Annotated in this window: 5 protein-coding genes; 1 reads left to right on the top strand and 4 read right to left on the bottom strand. The window is 58.3% G+C overall.

The genetic code is table 11. From position 1 onward, the window contains the following. Nucleotides 1-154 precede the first annotated feature (154 nt). The 4 genes from RNA01_RS22915 to RNA01_RS22900 form a co-directional block, all read right to left on the bottom strand. Nucleotides 155-799: a DUF6904 family protein gene (locus RNA01_RS22915; protein WP_147182401.1), complete on the bottom strand. Its 645-nt coding sequence runs from the start codon at nt 797-799 to the stop codon at nt 155-157. A gap of 37 nt (nt 800-836) precedes the next feature. Continuing rightward, the gene (locus RNA01_RS22910; RefSeq protein ID WP_035228353.1) at nt 837-1,259 is read right to left on the bottom strand and encodes a type II toxin-antitoxin system VapC family toxin; all 423 of its coding nucleotides are present in this window, start codon (nt 1,257-1,259) and stop codon (nt 837-839) included. After that, complete coding sequence (locus tag RNA01_RS22905) at nt 1,256-1,522, bottom strand: type II toxin-antitoxin system Phd/YefM family antitoxin (RefSeq protein ID WP_045022299.1); 267 nt, start codon at nt 1,520-1,522, stop codon at nt 1,256-1,258. Before RNA01_RS22905 ends, RNA01_RS22910 begins: the two co-directional genes overlap by 4 nt. An 88-nt stretch (nt 1,523-1,610) precedes the next feature. Continuing rightward, nucleotides 1,611-2,744, bottom strand: coding sequence for a site-specific integrase (locus RNA01_RS22900; RefSeq protein ID WP_147182400.1), 1,134 nt, complete (start codon nt 2,742-2,744; stop codon nt 1,611-1,613). Between the two features lie 124 nt (nt 2,745-2,868). Here RNA01_RS22900 and RNA01_RS22895 point away from each other — a divergent pair. After that, the coding region (locus RNA01_RS22895; protein ID WP_147182399.1) for a DUF1403 family protein at nt 2,869-3,361 on the top strand (493 nt) is incomplete at its 3' end.

The following is a 3,361-nucleotide window of genomic DNA, read 5'->3' as shown; positions in this document are numbered from 1 at the left end:
TGAGCCACCGCGGGCTCATTTGTGGCTTTTACTTTCCGATTTCAATTGAAGCTGTAAGCGGAAATTCAGCCCTTGGTTTTCGAGCTTGCGGTTTCAACAGAGAGCGGGGGAGGGGCGTCTGTCCGGGTGATACCACTATTGATGAGCCCGTGATTTACCACCGAGGATCCGGCCATTCGGCATTTTCCCAGCCCGCGAATTCTGTCGGAGAGATCAGGTTCTTTTCGCCGTTCTTCAATCGCATAGCGTAGAAGCGGTCATACATCGGATCGAAACTCGAAAGGAGCTGCGCAAAGCAGGCCTTCCGTTGCGCTTTCGTCCATGAACAAAAGATCCCGCCGCGGCTGTCGATCATGTCGAATACCTCAGGCTGAGTTGGATCAAGGCGCTGCCAGTGATCAATGATGCGTTCCGCTTGCGCACCAAAATCCTCACGCAGCGCATCTTCGATGATGGCTTCCAGGGCGTAGGTGATGGATTGCGTTTTGGCCGTATGGCTGAGGAACGCGAGGGATTGCCTTAACAGCCTTTGCTGAAGAAGAAGGACGGGCCAGAGGATCTGGACACCGTATCGAACACCAATTTCTTCAAAATGCTTTGGCGGCTGAATAACCTCGCGCTGCCGTTCATATGCTTTGCGCACATCGTAGGCCAATCCAAGGAACGAGCCTTCCTTGTCTTTCACAATTGGCGAGCGCTCATTTACGTCATGGACGACCTCATGCAGCCAGGTCAATGACGTATAGTCCCCGACGAGCAGGATGCCGGCGTGATTTTTGAGCAAGCTGTAGGAGAGCACCGGGACCAATCCTTTCAATCGACAAACAAGAACCCAATCAGTCCACCCATGGGTCGATGATGTCTATTCCAAAGCCTTCGAAATCCTTGGTGTTGCGCGTCGCAAGCGTTAGCTGATGGGCGACGGCCGTAGCGGCAATCAGACCGTCCATCGAGGCAAGCCCCCGACCATTTCGCTTGGCAAGCGCCATGAGATCACCCCAGGCCAAGGCGACAGGCCCTTCCACCGGCAAAATCCTGCTTTCGAAGCGTTGAGGCAGATCATGCGCGAGCCATTCGTCCAGGGCATCGCGTTTTCGCCCGCTATCCATCAACGCAATGCCTCGACGAATTTCAGCAATTGACACGATGCTGATGAAGGTACGGTCCTCGTCCAGTCCGTGAAGCCATTTCAGAACACCTTCATGGGGGCGAGGTTTCGTAACTTCCGACAGAACGTTCGTATCGAGGAGCAGCCTCATAACGACAAGTCACGTGGCTCGTCGTGCTGCCGTTCAAGATCCAGATCCGCGCCGCGCAGAGGCGATGCCAACAAAAATTCCGCGAGCGATCCCCTGCGCCCAGTTTTCCGCTGCCACTCTTCTGCGGAAACGACGACCACGCTCGGCTTTCCGTTGCGGGTAATTGTCTGAGGCGCCAATTGCGCACGTTCCATAACTTCGGAGAGCTTTGCCTTCGCGCCAGCGACGGTCCAGCTCATATCTTCATGCGTTGATGCTTGCATCGTCTCACCTATAACCAAAATGACTAACGTGACTATAATACGCAAACGGTCCTACTGCAAGCACTTGGCGGGAAAGGGGAGTGGACAGCTAAAGTCCGGATGCCTTGGTCAGATTTACCCGGAAGCGGTCGCGCCTTCGCTGGTATCGGCGGGTCATCTCTGCGGACGCATGCCCCAACTGTTTCTGGACATAGCGTTCATCGACCTCGGCCGAGGAGGCCAAGCCCGCTCTCAGCGAATGTCCGGAGAATTTGAAGGCGCGTTCGATCTCGCTGAGATCGCCGCGAACGCCTGCGGCCATGGCAGTCCGTTTCACAAGACGAGCGACCTCCTTGTCGTTCAGCCGCTCCGACCCGACAGCTTTGCCTTGTCCCGTCACCCGGCGAAAAAGGGGGCCATGCACCAGTTTGGCGAACTTGATCCAGGTCTCGATTGCGGCGACCGGGCAGGTTGCGTCGGCAGAGCCGCGGCCGATCTCGACCTCTCGCCATCCGGTTTTACCGCGCAGGGTAATAAGTATGCCCTTGTCGAGGATCTCTATCCAACCGCGGCCGTCTTCTGTCTGGTCGGGTTTCAGATCGAGGCCGACGATCTCGGAGCGTCGAAGACCTCCAGCGAACCCGATGAGCAACATGGCTCGATCCCGCAGGCCGCGCAGAGAGCCGCGATCGAGCGTCTCGACCATGGCGATGATGTCTTCAGCCATGACCGCTTCCTTCTGGACCGGTGGCTTGGCGTGGCTGTTGCGGATGCCGGCCATGACGGTGGCGATATGCCGGTCCTTGCGATCGAGTGAGAGACCGCGCTGGGCATAGTTCCAACCGAGGGAGGAGAGGCGTCGTTCAATGGTCGAGACAGAGTTGGCCTTGGCGCTTCGGTCAACCGTGCCGGAAGCACAGGCTGTGATGTATAACCCGACGGTTTGCGGATGCGGGGGAAGGGGAGCCAGATTGGACCGCCGGCACCACGCGGAAAAGTGCTTCCAGTCGGCGGCGTAGGCTTTGCGCGTATTGGCGGAACTGGCGGCTTCAACATAACCCCGGGCGCGATCGGCGAGGCTGGCAAGATGCGCTAGCGTCTGATCCTGAACGGCGAGAGAGGGGAGGGGGCCTTCGCCCGACATCTCCGGCGCGGAAATATCACCGCGGGAGGCTGTGCTGAGAGACGGCGCTGGGGTCTCCTCGACGTGAATTTCGGTGTTTTGCTCGATGATTTGGGCCATTTCTCTATAATGAGCATTATGTCCGATAATGCAAGATTATCGGACATGATTTTGTGCTGACATGCTGTGCGGTTTTAACCGAAAAATGTGGCTAAATGCGCGCGCATCGATTATGCTCGACAGCATGGATTCGCGCCTCCGCTCAACTTCCGCCGCCCCGGTCCCGCCATCGACCGTGCCACCTATGCCGGGCTGGACGACTTTGCGCGGCAAAGATCCGAGCGATACAGACGCCGCCTTCGCCGCCGGCATCGCTCTGAAATCGCTCGACGATCTGGTTCGCGCCGACCTGCCGTGGGCGGGCTGCTGGCGCCAGCGGATGGCGCTTAGGGCCTCGCATTCGGCTGTGCAGTTGATGGGCCGCAACGAGGGCGAGGTGGGCTTGCGGGATGCGGCGCTGCTCACCGCGCCTGGCAATGATCCCGGTCCGGCCGGAACGATGCATCTGGCATTCCAGAAACTAACCGCAAAGAAGCGGCCGATCAGCAGCAAAGGTCTGGAGGAGTTGGCGGCGCTGATGGGCTTGCGCCGCGAGGGCCTGAGCGAGATTGCCGATTTGTTTGATAGTGCGCTTCAGTCTGGTCGTGCTGTGCCGTTCGCCGTCGCCGACCTGGTCT

Source organism: Paenirhizobium naphthalenivorans (genome assembly GCF_007992095.1).
In the GTDB taxonomy this organism is placed as follows: Bacteria; Pseudomonadota; Alphaproteobacteria; order Rhizobiales; family Rhizobiaceae; genus Allorhizobium; species Allorhizobium naphthalenivorans.
The sequence above is the reverse complement of the archived record's forward strand: the minus strand, read 5'-3'. Positions and strand labels throughout refer to the sequence as shown.

Excerpts from the sequence above, each read along its gene's own strand:
- RNA01_RS22910 (WP_035228353.1), bottom strand. The coding sequence starts at position 1,259 with ATGAGGCTGCTCCTCGATACGAACGTTCTGTCGGAAGTTACGAAACCT.
- RNA01_RS22905 (WP_045022299.1), bottom strand. The coding sequence starts at position 1,522 with ATGCAAGCATCAACGCATGAAGATATGAGCTGGACCGTCGCTGGCGCG.
- RNA01_RS22900 (WP_147182400.1), bottom strand. The coding sequence starts at position 2,744 with ATGGCCCAAATCATCGAGCAAAACACCGAAATTCACGTCGAGGAGACC.